This window comes from Massilia sp. IC2-477 (genome assembly GCF_020707265.1).
In the GTDB taxonomy this organism is placed as follows: Bacteria; Pseudomonadota; Gammaproteobacteria; order Burkholderiales; family Burkholderiaceae_D; genus Telluria.
The window spans coordinates 103,644-118,269 of sequence record NZ_JAJFEQ010000010.1; the positions used below are offsets into that span (position 1 = coordinate 103,644).

Here is a 14,626-nt window from a genome sequence, read left to right on the forward strand (position 1 = left end):
ACTATTATCTACCAGAGTTGAAATGTCAAACGGGAACTTAGAGGCGAGATTCTATTGATGCACGACAACGGTAGGCGGAGAAACCACCCACAGGACGTTCCTGCCCGATGGCGGGCAGGACAACGTTGTCGCAGACATAAAGGTAACCGATTTTCGGCCCGCGTGGCGCGGAGGCGGGCTGATTTGATTGCTGTCGGAGGAAGAAAAGATTGGCCGGGAGCGGGCCGGACCAGGCCTGCCGGGGCGGCAGGCCTATTGTGGGCTTCAGCCCATGAACCCGAGGTTCTTGAGCGGGAAACGGCCCAGCTCGTTCTTGAACACCTGGTTCTCGAGCACTTCGACGTCGGCGCCCATCCAGTGGCCCAGGGTGGCGCCGTACTGCTGGTTGGAGAACTGGGGAATCCAGACTCCGCGGCCGGTCGCATCGCTGTTGCCGCCCAGGGTGAAGTCCGGGAAGGCGCCATACAGGCCGCCCAGCACCGCATTCCCGATGATCAGCTGGTGGTTGCCCCAGGCGTGGTCGGTGCCGCCGCTGGCCGGCTGCAGGGTGCGGCCGAAATCGGACATGGTGAAGCTGGTGACCATGTCGGCGGCGCCGATCTCGTTCAAGGCTTCCTGGAAGGCGCCCAGCGAGCGCGACACCTGGCGCAGCATCTCGAACTGCTGGTAGGCCTGGGTGCCGTGGGTGTCGAAACCGCCCTGCGAGACGAAGAACACCTGGCGGCCCGGTCCCTGCTGTGCGCGCATGCGGATCAGCTGGGCGACGGTCTTGAGTTGCTGCGCCAGGCCGTAGCCCGGGAACACCGTCGCCAGCGGAGTGGCCGCATTCGCCGCTTTCAGTTCCTGCGCCAGTCCGATGCCGTCCAGCAGGGCCTTGTTGGCGGCGCCATCGACCGGATTGGCGCCCGGCGCATTCAGGATCTGCATCAGCGCCGCCTGCCGGGTGTCCGATTCGGACTGCGGCCAGAAGTTCATGCCCAGCAGGTTGAGTTGTCCATTGGCCGGCAGCACGTTGCCATGAATGGTCGCGCCTTCCACGAACAGGCCATTGCCGCCGACGGCGACCGCGCTCAGGCTGCCTTGCGTACCCAGTGCCTCGACCAGGCGCCCGCCCCAGCCGGTACCGCCCACGGACGGGGTGCCGGCCTGGTTCTGCAGGTTCTGGTCCGGGTGAGAGAACAGCTGGGCCGGCACGCCGACGCCGGACTGGTACTGTGCCTTGCTCAGGGGCTGGTGCAGGCTGCCCACGTTCAGCAGCGCCGCCACCTTGCCCTGCTGGTACAGGGCGTCGATCTCGGGCATGCCGTAGTGGAAGGCAAACGGCTGCTCGACCGGGTTGTCGACTGCCTTCAGGGTGCTGCTGCGGGTGCCCAGCAGGGTATTCACCCCCTGGGACAGGGCCAGTCCGCTGCTGCTGCGGATCGCCGTGTACTTGCCGTAGCGGCCAGGGTCGAGCGGCACGATCATGTTATTGCCATCGTTGCCGCCAAACAGGTAGACGCAGACCAGGGCCTTGTAGTCGGACACGGCAGCCTTGGCGCTGCGCGGCGCGCCCAGCAGACCGAGCGAGGACAAGGCGCCCAGCATGCCGACCTGTGCGCTCCTGCCGAGGAAGGCGCGGCGGGACATCGAATGTTTGCTCATGGTGTTTCCTTTCAATGCTGGACGGCGAAGTCGGCGGTGATCGCCGTCAGGTACAAGGCGGTGAGCGCACGCTGTTTCTTGTCCGTGGTGGCGGCGACGCTGGCGAGGATGGCCTGGCGGGTTGCCGGGCTCATGCGGCCGTGGAGCAGGGTCGCATCCACCAGGCTGACCAGCGCGGCGGGGTCGCCGGCGGCGTTCATGTAAGGACCGAGATCGATCTTGATCATGCTGGCGAACTCGTCGTTCAGCAGGCGGTACACGAAGTTGGCGCGCGCCACGGCCAGCGCCGGGGTATAGACCTGGAACTCGGGGCCGAACTGCTCCGGATGCCCCGGCAGCGGCGTCAGCGGCGAGAAGAAGCTGAACACGGTCGGCGCATTCAGCAGCTGCTGGCCCAGCAGCGAAGTCTCCCAGAACAGGTTGGCGGGGTTCAGCACGTTGCCATTGGCGGCGCGCACCAGGCTGAGGATCTGCAGGATTGGATCTTTCAGCTTGCCGGACGGCGCACCGTCGTTGCGCGCGTCGGGATCCAGCAGGACTGCCGTGATCGTTGCCTTCATGTCGCCGCGTCCGGCCGGGCCGTTGGCGAATACGTCCGCGACCCGGGCGATGTAGGCCGGGCTCGGATTGCTGGTCACCAGCGCACGGATCAGGCGCGTTGCCACGAAGGGCGCGATGTTCGGGTGCTGGAACAGGTTCTGCATCGCCGCGTCGAAGTCCTGCTGCGCGCTCTGCCCTGCCGGCAGCGTCACGCCCTGGAGCAGCGTCTTGGCGCCCTTGTCGTGCATGCTGTCGAGCGGCTGCATCGGGCCGCTGAAGTTTTCAAAGTTGAGGCGGTTGGCCGGGCCGGCATAGGTCCAGCCGCTCAGTGCGCGGGCCAGCTCGCCGATGGTCTGCTGGTCATAGCTGGCCACCGCTTCGCCGAAGCGGTCGCGCTGGATGCTGCCGTCCTGGTTGAGCATGACCGGGCCGATGGTGAACAGCTGCATGACTTCGCGCGCATAGTTCTCGTTCGGCGCCGGGAGTACGCTGTTGCCCATGTCCAGGTACTTGCCCATGGCGGGATTCAGCGACATCTCGCGCAGCAGGTTGTAGTAGTTGCCGAACGCATGATTCTGCAGCGTGGTGAGCCAGGGCTGCATTTCGTTTGCATACGGATTCTTGTCTGCCGAAACCACGAAGATCTGCGACAGCGCGAAGATGATGCGCTGGCGCAGCTGGTCCTGGCCGCTGGCCATGTTCTTGAACCAGTTGGTGCGCAAGACGTTCAGGTCGCCCGTGACCGGCATCGGGCTGGGCGCCGTGCTGAACTGCTGGTCCAGCCAGGCGGCCTGCCCCATCTGCTTGTAGGCGGCAATCGCGGCCGGGGTCGGACCAAAGCTGGCCTGTTGCAGGAAGCGCGCGGCCGCCTGCGTCTGGGCGTCCGGCGCAGACTCCGGGATCGGCGTCGGCGTTGGGGTGGGCGTTGGCGTCGGGGTCGGATTGGGGGTCGGCGTGCCGGCAGTCGACACCAGGGTCAGGGCGACGCTGGCGCTGGCCTGCACCGGCGCCCACTGCGTGGTCTGCCCCCGGATGGTGATGACCGGATTCGGTGGCATGACCGCGGGCGCACGGTATTCGCCGTTCTGCGAGTTGACGGTGCCATAGGTCGCGTTGCCGCCTGCAACGCCGTTGACGCTGAAGTTCATCGACATGCCCTTGCCATCGACCTTGCCGCTCAGCCAAACGGTCTTGCCGAGCTGGACAACGCCATTCCTGGCGGTGGTGTCGATGGTGGCGGTCGCGGCCCAGGCTGGACTCGACAGTCCCAGCACACAGGCCAGGGACAGTGCACGGAAGCGCTCGATCATGGTTTCTCCTCGTCGGCACGATGTGCCGTGGTTGTTGGTACGCAGTCGGCCTGTGTCGCGCCTCATGCAGGTCCGTCAAATGTATTTACGAATATATTGTCGTACGGAAACTGTTTCCAATTGTCATTAAAATGTATGCACTGCGCGTAATCCCCCCACGTTTGGGGGCATTCCATTGCTCAGGAGCTGAGCCGCAACAGCGGCGCCATCCGGATCGACATGACTGGCGACTTCGCGCGCCTGCTGCGCCATCGCCGGCTGCAGGATGTGCCGCAGCAGCTCGGCTACTTGTTCCGGATGCGGTTCTTGTGGCGCGCCTGCCCCGATCGCAGTTCGGCGACCTGGCGGGCCCAATAGAACTGGTCGTATTGCTGGGGAATGATGAGCTGGGGTGCTCCGACCAGCGCGGCGGTGCTTGTGGTCCCCGCGCCGCCGTGATGCACGACCGCCGCCACACGCCTGAACAGTGCGTGGTGGTTGCATTCATCGATGAGCAAGCAGTCTTCCGCTGAATCACTCCGGTCCAGTCCGGCCCAGCCACGCGACACGATGCACCTGCGCCCCAGGGCACGCGCCGCGGCGGCGAGCAGCGCCGCGGCGCCCTGTCCGGACATCGCGCTGCCGAAGCCGATGTAGACAGGGGCCTCGCCCGCATCCAGGAAGCGCTGCACCTCGTCGGGCAAGGCACGGTCGTCGGCGAGCATCCATGCCCCGGTCTGGATCACTGCGGGATCAGCCGGGCCCGGCCACGGCGCCAGCACCGGATCGGCCGCCAGCCAGGGGAAGCTGGTCAACACGTGGCTGCGGACATCATCGACGGCGGCCAGCCCGAGTGCTGCCCGGTGTTGGTTGAGCGGCGCGCGCCAGGCCAGGTTCCAGCGCTGCGCATCGCGCTCCCAGCGCTCTGGATAGTCGGTGCTCGCGGCATCCGGCCGCTCGCCCAGGCTCGTATAGACGGGCGGCGCATGACAGGGAGAAGGCAAGGCCGCGGGGCAGAAGGCTGCGAAGACGTAGGGAACGCCCATTGCTTCGGCGATCGATGGCGCGGCGATCTGCAGCGCAGTGGCCCCGACGATCAGCTCGCAGCCACGGGCGGCCTCGCTGATGGCGCTGAACTGTGCGGCCAGGGTTCGCTCCGCCATGCCCTGCATATCGGTGGCCGCCGGGGCAGCCGATGCAGCCGGGCCCGGCTGCCGTAGCGCCGGCCCGACAGCGTATGCCCGGAAACCCATGGCTGCGATCCATTCGCAGAAGTCGGGCGGGACGCAGAAACAGGGATCGTGGCCGCGCTCCCGCAGGGCCATTGCGAGGGCCAGCATGGGCTGCACGTCGCCCCTGGTGCCGATGGTCGAAAGAAGTATGCGCATGCTGGTCGTGCTCCTGCTCCGGTTGAACGATGCCGGACAGTCTACAAACTCACGCTACGTGAGATGCAAGGGTGGGGATGCTCTTTCTTCCGGCACTTGAACCTGACGCTGCGTGAGCTTGTACACTGGCACCACCATGGACATCCCCGACACTCCCGGAAAACTCTGGCGCATTGGCGAACTCGCGGCCGCGACCAAGGTGACGGTGAGGACCCTGCACCATTACGAGCAGATCGGCCTGCTGGCCGCGGTGCGGCGCAGCGGCGGCAGGCACCGGCTGTACGACGATGCCGCGGTCAGGCAGCTGTACCGGATCCGTGCGCTGCGCGAACTCGGCCTGTCGCTGGACGACATCAAGGCCAGCCTTGGCCAGGATGAATCATTGATGGGAATGCTCCAGACCCAGCTCGCACGCACCGAAGAGCGCATGCTGCAGTTGGGCGGCTTGCGCGACCGCCTCCGCAGCCTGACGGCACTGCCCGAAAAACATATTGATGCGGACAGCCTCCTGGCAACGCTGGCCGCGATGCGATCAATCGAGCAGCGTTCGCATGCGCCCAAGGCGGGGCAAGGCCTCGGGGCATGGGAACGCGTTGGCCGGGAACTGCGGACATGCATGGACACGGGACTCGCACCGGATGCGCCGGCGGCACAGGCAATCGCCCGGCGCGCACGCGCATTGATCCGGGAATTCAGCGGCGGCGACCCGAGGGTGGAGGAAGCCTTGGCGCGGCTGCGTTCGGTTGCGCCGCCGACTGGCTTGCATGGATGGGATGCGGCGCTGGTGGCCTACCTCGACAAAGCGCTGGCCTGCGGCGCATCGGCGCCGCAGGCGTGAGGACTATTCGTCGTTGATGCGGTTGATGGCCCGGCGATCGCGCTTGGTCGGACGCCCCTTGAGTTCCATGCTCGGTTCGGGGAACAGCCGGCGCGCGGTCTTGTCGTTTTCGCGCTTGGCGATGCTCTCGTCGGTTTCGAAATACAGGGTGCGCGCTACCGGCGCCGGGCCGCGCGTGCCGGAAATCGCGGCCACGATCACTTCCCAGCGGTCCGAGCCGTTGTCGATGAAGATCTTGTCGTTCACCTTGACGTTGCGCGCCGGTTTGATCGGCTCGCCGTCGATGCGCACGCGGCCGCGGTCGATCGCGTCGGTCGCCATCGAGCGCGTCTTGAAGAAGCGCGCCGCCCACAGCCATTTGTCGATTCGTACGTTGTTGTCTTCCATGTTGCCTACCCTAATTTATGCATAGCCGATCGCGAAGATCCGCATGACCAGTTTATACACCATGTAGGCCAATCCATAGCTCGCACGCCGGAACCAGCCCGTGTGGGCATAATCCTCGGCCCGGATCGGCACGCCGTCCGCGATGCCGCGCTCGATGTGCGCGCGCATGGTGGCGGCGAAGCGCTCGTCCAGCACCACCACATTGGCTTCCTGGTTCAGGAACAGCGACAGCCCGTCGCAGTTGCTGGAGCCGACCGTGGCCCAGTCGTCATCGACCACCGCGACCTTGGCGTGCAGCTGGGTCTTGCGGTACTCGACCACCCGGATGCCGTCGGCCAGCAGCTTGGGGTAGAAGGAGTGGGCCACCATGTCCTGGATGACGAACTCCCCTACCCCGATGAGCAAGGTCACCTGCACCCCGCGCCGTGCCGCATGCGCGAGCGCCTTGCGGAACTTGCGGCCCGGCGCGAAGTACGGGGTTGCTAGCAGCACGCTGTGCTTGGCGCGGCCCAGGGCCTGCAGGTACGCACGCTGGATGGTGGAACGGTTGCGCAGGTTGTCGCGCACCACGAAGGCGGCGCGCGCGGGGTAGGCGCAGGACTGCTCCGCTTCCTTGCGCATTTCCTTGAACAGCTCGATGCGCTGCCTGAGCTTCAGGCGTCCCGCGCGCAGCCACTGGCCCTGGGCCTCGTCATGGATCTGGGCCACCAGCGGACCGCGTACCTGGACCGTGAAATCCCAGCGCGGCGCGGGCAGGCGATGCTTGTCGGCGTGGTCGCAACGCCAGTCGTCGTTGATGTTGATGCCGCCCACGAAGGCGACGTCGCGGTCGACCACGACGATCTTGCGGTGCGAGCGCGCGATGCCGCGCTTGCACCAGGGGTTGAAGACGCGGTACTGCACGCCGGCGCTTGCGAAGGCTTCGCCCAGGCGCAGCGCGGGCCGGTGCTCGGTACCGATCCAGTCGACCAGCACGCGCACCTTGACGCCACGGCGGTCGGCGCGGATCAGGGCGTCGCGCACGGCATGCCCGACCTCATCCTCGGCGAAGATATAGGTTTCGAACAGGATGTCGTACTGCGCCGCGTCGATGGCGGCGATCAGGGCCGGGAAGAACGCGGTGCCGCTCTCCAGCAGGGTGACATCGTTGTTGTCGACAAAGCTGACGTGGCGCATGGCCTACGCGAGCTGCAGTTCCGCCACGATCGGTGCGTGGTCGGACAGCTTGGCCCACAGCGGGCCGTGCATCACTTGCGCGTTATCCACCTGAAAGCCGCGCACATAGATGCGGTCGAGGCGGAACCAGGGCAGCATGGCCGGGAAGGTGCGCGCCGGCGCCAGGCGCGGCTGCCGGCCGGCCCAGCTGCGCACCATGTCGCCCAGCGGCGACTTCGGCCTTAGCTCGTCGAACACCTCGACCACGCCGAGGGCGTTGCGCAGGCGGTCGCTGAGGGTATTGCGCCAGTCGTTGAAGTCGCCGGCAATGATCACCGGCTCGCCGTGCGAAGAGGCGTTGACGTGCTCGATCAGGGCCTCGGTCTGGCGCCCGCGGCTGCCTTCGAACAGGCCCAGGTGCACCACGTAGCAGTGGACGCGGCCACCCTGCGTGTTCAGCACGCAGTGCAGGATGCCGCGCTGCTCGTAGGCGTGGTCGGAGACGTCGTGGTTGTGCGAATTCTCGATCGGGAAGGCGCTCAGCAGCGCATTGCCGTGGTGGCCGTGGTCGTACACGGCGTTCATGCCGTAGGCGCTGTGGTGCTTCTCGCCCTTGAAATAATCGTACTGGGCGGTCTCGGGCCAGTGGCGGTGCGCATGCTCTTCCTTGCCGTAGCGCGCCTGGAAACGGTCGTGCCGGCCCTGCACTTCCTGCAGGAAGACGACATCGGCATGGAATTCGGCGATCGCCTTCTTCAACGCGATCACGCGCGGCTGGCTGCGCAGCGAGGAGACGCCCTTGTGGATGTTGTAGGTGGCCACACGAATTTTCATGGGAACATTCTAACAACATCAGGCGCCCAGGCCGGCGCGGCCGGTCCAATCGTGCGGTGCCAGCGGGAAAGGTGTGCGCGCGCTGCTCAGGCGCCCAGGACCTGCCCCAGCAGCCTCCGTTCGAGGGCCGCGAAGTCCGCACTGCCGCGCTCGCGTGGCCGCGCCAGCGGCACCGGGATGTCGCAGGCGATGCGGCCGCCGTCGATGACCAGCACGCGGTCGGCCAGGGCCAGCGCCTCCTGGACGTCGTGCGTCACCAGCACGGCGCTGAAGCCGTGGCGCAGCCACAGGGTCTCGATCAGGCGCTGCATCTCGATGCGGGTCAAGGCGTCGAGGGCGCCCAGCGGCTCGTCCAGCAGCAGCAGGCGCGGCGCATGCACGAGGGCGCGGGCCAGGGCGACGCGCTGGCGCTGGCCGCCGGACAGCACCGCCGGCCACTCATGGGCACGGGACGCCAGTCCCACCGTCTCCAGGGTTTGCAGTGCCCGGTCCTTGCCCCCAGGCAGCCCGAGGGCGACATTGTCCAGCACGCTTTTCCAGGGCAGCAGGCGCGCATCCTGGAACATCAGGCGCGTCGCGCCCTCGCCGGCCGCCACTTCCACCGCACCGCCATCCGGCGCTTCCAGTCCAGCCAGCAGGCGCAGCAGCGTACTCTTGCCGCAGCCGCTGCGCCCGATCACGGCCACGAACTCGCCGGGCGCGATGCGCAGCTCGATGTCGTCCAGCACCACGCGTTCGCCGTAGCGCTTGCGCAGCGCACGCAGTGCCACGGCCGCACCCTGGCGGTCGGCCACGGCTGCGGGCGCCGCGGCTTCGTCGATCGTCACGTCCATGTCCGGCACCTTTCAGCGATAAGCGGGATTCCAGCGCAGGAAGCGGCGCTCCAGCAGGCGCGCCAACAGGTCCGCGGCCTTGCCCAGCAGGGCATACAGCAGGATGCCGACCAGCACCACGTCGGTCTGGAGGAACTCGCGCGCATTCATCGTCATGTAACCGATGCCGGACTGGGCCGAGATCGTTTCGGCGACGATCAGGAGCACCCACACCAGGCCGAGCGAGAAGCGCACGCCCACCAGGATCGAGGGCAAGGCCGCCGGCAGGATCACGTCGCGGTATAGCGCCCAGCCGGACAGGCCGTAGCTGCGCGCCATCTCGATCAGGCCCTGGTCGGCCGAGCGGATGCCGTGGAAGGTGTTCAGGTAGACCGGAAAGAACACACCCACCGCCAGCAGGAACAGCTTGGCGGTCTCGTCGATGCCGAACCACAGGATCACCAGCGGGATCAGGGCCAGCGCCGGGATGTTGCGGATCATCTGCAAGGTGGTGTCGAGCAGGGTCTCGGCGCGCCGCGAGCTGCCGTTGAGCAGGCCCAGCACCAGCCCGAGGCCGGCGCCGATGCCGAAGCCCACGGCCGCGCGCCACAGGCTGGTGCGCAGGTGGGCCCACAGCTCGCCCGACTCGGCCAGCGACCGGAACGCGGCCAGCACCTGCAGCGGCTCCGGCAGGATGCGGCTCGACAGCCAGCCGGCCTGCGCCGCCACCTGCCAGAACACGATCAGCGCGGCCGGCAGCGCCCAGGGCGCCAGCGCGGCCAGTCCGGCACGGCCGCCGGGCCAGGCCAGGCGCAACGAAGACCAGGCCGGGGCCGGGGCCGCATGCAGCAGTTCGGAGTTCGCCATCACGCCCCCTTCAGCGCGCGGACGCCGGCAAGGCGTCCTTCACCGCGATCGGTTTCGGAATCAGTTTCAGGCCGTGGAAAGCATCGGCGATGCGCTGCTGCTCGCGCACCACCTCGTCCGACATCGGTTTCACGCCATAGGCGTAACGGCGCGCCGCCAGCTCGACCACGTTGCGCGCCAGCCCGGTCTGCGCCGACAGGATGGTCGCCACCTCGGCCGGATTGGCGCGGCCCCATTCGTCGACCTTGGCGATCTCTTCGATCAGGATGCGCGTGAGCCCGGGCTGGCCCTCGGCGAAGCTGCGCGAGGCCAGGTAGAACTGGTGGTTCGACACCAGGCCGCGGCCGTCGACCAGCACGCGCGCACCGAGCTGCTGCTCGGCCGCAGCCAGGAAGGGGTCCCAGATCACCCAGGCGTCGACGCTGCCGCGCTCGAAGGCGGCGCGCGCATCTGCCGGCGGCAGGTAGACCGGCTGGATCGCGTTGTAGGGAATGCCGGCCTTCTCCAGCGCCCTGACCAGCAGGAAATGCACGTTCGATCCCTTGTTCAGCGCCACCTTCTTGCCGCGCAGGTCCGCCAGGGACCGTAGCGGTGAATCCTTGGGCACCACGATGGCTTCGCTGGACGGCGACGGCGGCTCGTGCCCGACATAGACCAGGGCGGCGCCGGCGGCCTGGGCGAAGATCGGCGGCGCCTCGCCCACCGTGCCGAAATCGATGCTGCCCACGTTTAATCCTTCGAGCAGCACCGGCCCGGCGGGAAACTCGGTCCACTTGACGCCGATGTTCTGCGCCGCCAGGCGTTTTTCCAGCGTGCCGCGGCCCTTGAGCAGGGTCAGGGTGCCGTATTTCTGGTAGCCGATGCGCACCTGGCTGACGGGCTGGGCCTGGGCCAGTCCGGGCAGGCCGGCAGCCAGGCCGGCCGCGATCAGGCCCAGGCTGCGGCGGCGTGCCGGACGCGCGGGATGGTGGCTTGTTTTCTCGTTGTTGACGCTCATGAACTCGCCTTTCTTGATGAGTCCATAGCGTAGAACGCGCAAACTTGAAAGAAAACTAATCGTTTGGCACATCCTTATGCGGCGCCCGTTTTAAGGTTTCGCGCATATCGATGGCCGGATTTCCGCTAGCGCGACACGTGGCGCGGCAGCTGCAGGATGGCTTCGGCGTTGGAGGACGAGAAGCAGCGGTCGGCCGCCTCGAGATGAGGCAGCCAGGCGTACTGCGTGTGCTCGCGCGGGCTCAGGGTGACTGGAATATCGCGCGGGACGCAGACCGAGAACACGTGCTCGGTGTTGTGGGTGACGCCGGGCGCGTAGCGGTGGCGCCAGACGGGGTAGATCTCGTAGACGTTGGACAGCCGCCAGTCGTGCAGGCGGATCCTGTCGCCGTCGGCCACGATGCCGGTTTCCTCGAACAGTTCGCGGGCGGCGGTTTGCAGCAGGGGTTCGTCGGGGGCGTCGAGCGAGCCGGTGACGGATTGCCAGAAGCCCGGGCGATCGGCGCGTTCGATCAGCAAGACCTCCATGGCGGAGGTGTGGATGACGACCAGGACCGATTCGGGAATCTTGTGGGGCATAGGGCCAAATAAAAAAACGCGGGCGCAGCCATTATATGGCCGCGCCCGCGTTTATCGAACCCAAGGACCGTTTATGCGACCTTCGGCTCGTTGCGGAGGCGGATGTGCAGTTCCTTGAGCTGCTTCTCGTCGACTTCCGACGGCGCGTTGGTGAGCAGGTCTTGCGCGCGCTGGGTCTTCGGGAAGGCGATCACGTCGCGGATCGACTCGGAGCCGGTCATCAGGGTGATCAGGCGATCCAGGCCGAAGGCCAGGCCACCGTGCGGCGGCGCGCCGTACTGCAGCGCGTCGAGCAGGAAGCCGAACTTCAGCTGGGCTTCTTCAGCGTCGATCTTCAGGGCGCGGAACACCTTGCTCTGCACGTCTTCGCGGTGGATACGGATCGAGCCGCCGCCCAGTTCCCAGCCGTTCAGGACCATGTCGTAGGCCTTGGCGACGCAGGCGCCCGGATTGGTCTCGAGCATGTCTTCGTGGCCGTCCTTCGGTGCGGTGAACGGGTGGTGGGTGGCGTTCCAGCGGTCGCCGTCTTCGTCGTATTCGAACATCGGGAAGTCGATGACCCACAGCGGCGCCCAGCGGTCTTCGAACAGGCCGGCCTTCTTGCCGAATTCCGAGTGGCCGATCTTCACGCGCAGCGCGCCGATGGCGTCGTTGACGACCTTGGCCTTGTCGGCGCCGAAGAAGATCAGGTCGCCGTCTTCGGCCTTGGTCAGTTCCAGGATCTGGGTCAGCACCTCGTCCGAGATGTTCTTGACGATCGGCGACTGCAGGCCGTCACGGCCCTTGGCCTTCTCGTTGACCTTGATGTAGGCCAGGCCCTTGGCGCCGTAAATGGCGACGAACTGGGTGTAGGCGTCGATTTCCGAACGCGGCATCGAACCACCCTGCGGCACACGCAGGCCGACCACGCGGCCGCCGGCCATGTTGGCGGCGCTGTTGAACACCTTGAACTCGACCGACTTCATCAGTTCGGTCAGTTCGGTGAATTCCAGTTTCACACGCATGTCCGGCTTGTCCGAACCGTAGGAGCCCATGGCGGTGGCGAAGTCCATCACCGGGAACGGGTTCGGCAGGTCGATGCCGGCCGCGTTCTTGAACACGACGCGCATCATGTCTTCGAACAGGTCACGGATTTCCTGCTCGGTCAGGAACGAGGTTTCGCAGTCGATCTGGGTGAATTCCGGCTGGCGGTCGGCGCGCAGGTCTTCGTCGCGGAAGCACTTGGTGATCTGGTAGTAGCGGTCGAAGTTGGCGACCATCAGCAGCTGCTTGAACAGCTGCGGCGACTGCGGCAGCGCGAAGAAGTTGCCCGGGTTGACGCGCGATGGCACCAGGTAGTCGCGGGCACCTTCCGGGGTCGACTTGGTCAGCATCGGGGTCTCGATGTCGATGAAGCCCAGGTTGTCCAGGTACTTGCGCACTTCCATCGACACCTTGTAGCGCAGGCGCAGGTTGTGCTGCATCTGCTGGCGGCGCAGGTCGAGCACGCGGTGGGTCAGGCGGGTGGTTTCCGACAGGTTGTCGTCGTCCAGCTGGAAAGGCACCGGCACCGATGCGTTCAGCACTTCCAGCTTGGTGGTGTTGATCTCGATCTTGCCCGACTTCAGGTTGGCGTTGGCGGTGCCTTCCAGGCGGTTCACCACGGTGCCGGTGATGCGCAGGCAGTACTCGTTGCGGACGTGTTCCGCGGCCTTGAACACCTCGGCGTTATCCGGGTGGCAGACCACCTGCACCAGGCCTTCGCGGTCGCGCAGGTCGATGAAGATCACGCCGCCGTGGTCGCGGCGACGGTGCACCCAGCCGCACAGGCTGACGGTTTGGCCCAGCAGTTCCTCGGTGACGAGGCCGCAGTAGTGAGTACGCATGGAGGACATAGTTTTCGTTCCAGGTTGGTTGGTTCGGTCAAGCCCGAGGGCTGATTCTTGGATGCTGCGTTTTCTTTATTCCGGAGCGACGACGCCCATCGAAACGATGTGCTTGAGTGCCGCGTCCACGGACATGTTCAGTTCGACGACCTTGCTGCGTTCCATCATCAGGAAGAAGCCGGAGGTCGGGTTCGGGGTGGTCGGCACGTACACGCTCACGTAGTCGCCCACCAGGTGATTCTTCACGTCGCCGCCCGGCACACCGGTCAGGAAAGCGATGGTATAGGAATCCGCGTGCGGGTACGGGATCAGCACCGGCGTACGGAACGCGTTGCCCGAGGACGAGAACAGCGTGTCCGACACCTGCTTGACACTGCCGTACAGCGAGCTCACCACGGGGATGCGCTTCATGATGCGGTCGCCCAGGCGCACGATGTAGCCGCCGACCAAATTGTTGGTCAGCAGGCCGGTGAGAAAGACGATGGCCAGGGTCAGTACCGCGCCGACGCCCGGGATATTGCGGCCGAACATGGCCTGCGGCGTCCAGGATTCCGGCACGAACAGCAGCGACTGGTCCAGCGTGCTGATGATCGCGCTCAGCACCCAGACCGTGATCACCAGGGGCACCAGCACCAGCAAGCCAGTCAGGAAATATTTGCGCATCGAATTCTCTTGTTCTTGTTGGGGCTGCGGCCCTTACCGGCCGCAGCGTCATTCACCTGCTTCAGGTACTGCTCTTGTCGCCGCCGCTGGCAGCGGCCGGGGCCGGCGTGCTCGCTGCGGGCGTGCTGCTCTCGCTGGACGCAGCCGGAGCCGCGGCGGTGCCGGAAGCGGCGCCGGTGGCCGGCGGGGTACCGCCACGGAAGTCGGTCACATACCAACCCGTGCCCTTGAGCTGGAAGCCGGCAGCGGTCACCTGCTTTTTGAAGGCTTCCTTGCTGCAGGACGGGCAGACAGTCAGCACCGGGTCAGAAATTTTTTGCAGTACATCTTTGGTAAAACCGCATTCATCGCAGCGGTAGGCGTAGATCGGCATCTGATACTCCGCAAAAATCTTCAAAACCCTGAATTATAAAGCTTTTACGCGCAGCGTTGCCTAATCTGGCTGCAGCAGGCCGCGGCCGGCGCCGCAAGTGCGCTTGGCAGGTGTTGTTTTTCGTCATCGGCACAAGCTGTTTCGTTTGCGCAAGCGCAGGCCCGGGTGATTAAATAGCATCTTTCTTAAGAACATGATGGCAACAGACAAGTTCTGCTGCCCACGGTTAAGAAGAAACAGAAGATTTTGCGCGGTGCTGCACCGCCGCGATCCATACAAGAACACTGCATTTCTCGAGCCCGCTCCATGCGGGCTTTTCTTTTAGCGGCGCTGCCAGCTTCGTAGGGTGGGCAGGTCTCCTGCCCACGCGGTTAGGTGCGCCAGATTACCGCGTGG

At 65.9% G+C, this 14,626-nt stretch carries 14 protein-coding genes; 1 reads left to right on the top strand and 13 read right to left on the bottom strand.

All coding sequences use genetic code 11. The features are described from left to right. Positions 1-264 precede the first annotated feature (264 nt). The 3 genes from LK542_RS19480 to LK542_RS19490 form a co-directional block, all read right to left on the bottom strand. Complete coding sequence (locus LK542_RS19480; protein WP_227813231.1) at positions 265-1,644, bottom strand: DUF1501 domain-containing protein; 1,380 nt, start codon at positions 1,642-1,644, stop codon at positions 265-267. An 11-nt stretch (positions 1,645-1,655) separates the two neighbouring features. Next, the gene (locus LK542_RS19485; RefSeq protein WP_227813232.1) at positions 1,656-3,494 is read right to left on the bottom strand and encodes a DUF1800 family protein; all 1,839 of its coding nucleotides are present in this window, start codon (positions 3,492-3,494) and stop codon (positions 1,656-1,658) included. A gap of 284 nt (positions 3,495-3,778) precedes the next feature. Next, the gene (locus LK542_RS19490) at positions 3,779-4,861 is read right to left on the bottom strand and encodes a glycosyltransferase (protein ID WP_227813233.1); all 1,083 of its coding nucleotides are present in this window, start codon (positions 4,859-4,861) and stop codon (positions 3,779-3,781) included. A 136-nt stretch (positions 4,862-4,997) separates the two neighbouring features. On the opposite strand from LK542_RS19490, the gene LK542_RS19495 reads away from it, so the two are divergent. Next, complete coding sequence (locus tag LK542_RS19495; protein ID WP_227813234.1) at positions 4,998-5,699, top strand: MerR family transcriptional regulator; 702 nt, start codon at positions 4,998-5,000, stop codon at positions 5,697-5,699. Positions 5,700-5,702: 3 nt separating this feature from the next. Here the strand turns inward: LK542_RS19495 and LK542_RS19500 are convergent, their stop codons facing one another. From LK542_RS19500 to LK542_RS19545, 10 genes are all read right to left on the bottom strand, one after another. Beyond that, positions 5,703-6,086 carry an RNA-binding S4 domain-containing protein gene (locus LK542_RS19500; RefSeq protein ID WP_227802749.1) on the bottom strand — a complete coding sequence of 128 codons (384 nt, stop codon included), beginning with the start codon at positions 6,084-6,086 and terminating at the stop codon, positions 5,703-5,705. A gap of 15 nt (positions 6,087-6,101) precedes the next feature. Further along, positions 6,102-7,262, bottom strand: coding sequence for a cardiolipin synthase ClsB (gene clsB / locus LK542_RS19505; protein ID WP_227813235.1), 1,161 nt, complete (start codon positions 7,260-7,262; stop codon positions 6,102-6,104). 3 nt (positions 7,263-7,265) lie between these two features. Beyond that, complete coding sequence (locus LK542_RS19510) at positions 7,266-8,075, bottom strand: endonuclease/exonuclease/phosphatase family protein (RefSeq protein WP_227813236.1); 810 nt, start codon at positions 8,073-8,075, stop codon at positions 7,266-7,268. 86 nt (positions 8,076-8,161) lie between these two features. Further along, positions 8,162-8,908 (bottom strand): ATP-binding cassette domain-containing protein, encoded by a 747-nt coding sequence (locus LK542_RS19515; protein ID WP_227813237.1) that lies wholly within the window; start codon positions 8,906-8,908, stop codon positions 8,162-8,164. 12 nt (positions 8,909-8,920) lie between these two features. Further along, positions 8,921-9,754 carry an aliphatic sulfonate ABC transporter permease SsuC gene (gene ssuC, locus LK542_RS19520; RefSeq protein WP_227813238.1) on the bottom strand — a complete coding sequence of 278 codons (834 nt, stop codon included), beginning with the start codon at positions 9,752-9,754 and terminating at the stop codon, positions 8,921-8,923. A gap of 10 nt (positions 9,755-9,764) precedes the next feature. Next, positions 9,765-10,751: a sulfonate ABC transporter substrate-binding protein gene (locus tag LK542_RS19525; RefSeq protein WP_227813239.1), complete on the bottom strand. Its 987-nt coding sequence runs from the start codon at positions 10,749-10,751 to the stop codon at positions 9,765-9,767. 125 nt (positions 10,752-10,876) lie between these two features. After that, positions 10,877-11,329 carry a dihydroneopterin triphosphate diphosphatase gene (gene nudB, locus LK542_RS19530; RefSeq protein WP_227813240.1) on the bottom strand — a complete coding sequence of 151 codons (453 nt, stop codon included), beginning with the start codon at positions 11,327-11,329 and terminating at the stop codon, positions 10,877-10,879. Positions 11,330-11,400: 71 nt separating this feature from the next. Continuing rightward, positions 11,401-13,194 carry an aspartate--tRNA ligase gene (aspS, locus tag LK542_RS19535; RefSeq protein ID WP_227802938.1) on the bottom strand — a complete coding sequence of 598 codons (1,794 nt, stop codon included), beginning with the start codon at positions 13,192-13,194 and terminating at the stop codon, positions 11,401-11,403. Positions 13,195-13,269: 75 nt separating this feature from the next. Further along, positions 13,270-13,857, bottom strand: a complete 588-nt coding sequence (locus LK542_RS19540; protein ID WP_227802742.1) for a DUF502 domain-containing protein — start codon at positions 13,855-13,857, stop codon at positions 13,270-13,272. 61 nt (positions 13,858-13,918) lie between these two features. Continuing rightward, positions 13,919-14,230, bottom strand: a complete 312-nt coding sequence (locus LK542_RS19545) for an FmdB family zinc ribbon protein (RefSeq protein ID WP_227802741.1) — start codon at positions 14,228-14,230, stop codon at positions 13,919-13,921. Positions 14,231-14,626: the final 396 nt, after the last annotated feature.

What these genes read in the sequence shown, in the direction of transcription:
- LK542_RS19540 (WP_227802742.1), bottom strand. Translation starts at nt 13,857, where the DNA reads ATGCGCAAATATTTCCTGACTGGCTTGCTGGTGCTGGTGCCCCTGGTG.
- clsB (WP_227813235.1), bottom strand. Translation starts at nt 7,262, where the DNA reads ATGCGCCACGTCAGCTTTGTCGACAACAACGATGTCACCCTGCTGGAG.
- LK542_RS19500 (WP_227802749.1), bottom strand. Translation starts at nt 6,086, where the DNA reads ATGGAAGACAACAACGTACGAATCGACAAATGGCTGTGGGCGGCGCGC.
- nudB (WP_227813240.1), bottom strand. Translation starts at nt 11,329, where the DNA reads ATGCCCCACAAGATTCCCGAATCGGTCCTGGTCGTCATCCACACCTCC.
- LK542_RS19510 (WP_227813236.1), bottom strand. Translation starts at nt 8,075, where the DNA reads ATGAAAATTCGTGTGGCCACCTACAACATCCACAAGGGCGTCTCCTCG.
- LK542_RS19495 (WP_227813234.1), top strand. Translation starts at nt 4,998, where the DNA reads ATGGACATCCCCGACACTCCCGGAAAACTCTGGCGCATTGGCGAACTC.
- LK542_RS19485 (WP_227813232.1), bottom strand. Translation starts at nt 3,494, where the DNA reads ATGATCGAGCGCTTCCGTGCACTGTCCCTGGCCTGTGTGCTGGGACTG.
- LK542_RS19515 (WP_227813237.1), bottom strand. Translation starts at nt 8,908, where the DNA reads ATGGACGTGACGATCGACGAAGCCGCGGCGCCCGCAGCCGTGGCCGAC.
- aspS (WP_227802938.1), bottom strand. Translation starts at nt 13,194, where the DNA reads ATGCGTACTCACTACTGCGGCCTCGTCACCGAGGAACTGCTGGGCCAA.
- LK542_RS19525 (WP_227813239.1), bottom strand. Translation starts at nt 10,751, where the DNA reads ATGAGCGTCAACAACGAGAAAACAAGCCACCATCCCGCGCGTCCGGCA.
- ssuC (WP_227813238.1), bottom strand. Translation starts at nt 9,754, where the DNA reads ATGGCGAACTCCGAACTGCTGCATGCGGCCCCGGCCCCGGCCTGGTCT.
- LK542_RS19480 (WP_227813231.1), bottom strand. Translation starts at nt 1,644, where the DNA reads ATGAGCAAACATTCGATGTCCCGCCGCGCCTTCCTCGGCAGGAGCGCA.
- LK542_RS19545 (WP_227802741.1), bottom strand. Translation starts at nt 14,230, where the DNA reads ATGCCGATCTACGCCTACCGCTGCGATGAATGCGGTTTTACCAAAGAT.
- LK542_RS19490 (WP_227813233.1), bottom strand. Translation starts at nt 4,861, where the DNA reads ATGCGCATACTTCTTTCGACCATCGGCACCAGGGGCGACGTGCAGCCC.